A 491-nucleotide genomic window follows, 5' to 3' on the forward strand; every position below is an offset into this window, starting at 1 on the left:
CAGGCGGGGGCGTCGGAGCTGTCGTCGCTGAGGGCTCCGTCCGTCGTTTGGCGCGGAGTAGGGCGCTTCCGCAGCGCCGCAAGCGGCCGCATGCTCACACAGAGGGCCGCACGGCATTGACTGCGGCAGCGCGGGCCTCCATGTCGGCTTTCACGTAGATTGCGGTGGTGTTGATCGAGCTGTGTCCGAGCAGCGCCTGCGCGACAGTCAAGTCCTTGCCGGACGCCTTGAGTACGTGGTGGGCGAAGGTGTGGCGCAGCCAGTGCGTAGACGCCCGTCTGAACGGGCTTGCTGTGTCAGCGGTCAGTTCGCCCGCTTTCAGAGAGCATTGGCGGAAGAACGCCTTCAGGATGGAGTAGATGGCCGCTGGCGATAGTCCACCATCGGTATTGACCGAGAGCAGGGGCTCTGCCTCCTCCTCTCCGACCAAGGCGCGCGAGCTCTGCTGCTCCAGACGGATGTTGTCGTGGACCTTGATCCAGCGCTCGTCC

1 protein-coding gene is annotated in these 491 nt (G+C 65.2%); it reads right to left on the bottom strand.

What is annotated here, in order from left to right; all coding sequences use genetic code 11:
* Positions 1-94: 94 nt before the first annotated feature.
* Positions 95-491, bottom strand: a 397-nt coding sequence (locus GVL52_RS28610) for a site-specific integrase (RefSeq protein ID WP_160012708.1), incomplete at its 5' end; no start/stop codon positions are given.

The sequence above is a fragment of the Rhizobium sp. 18055 genome (assembly GCF_902706285.1).
Lineage (GTDB): Bacteria > Pseudomonadota > Alphaproteobacteria > Rhizobiales > Rhizobiaceae > Rhizobium.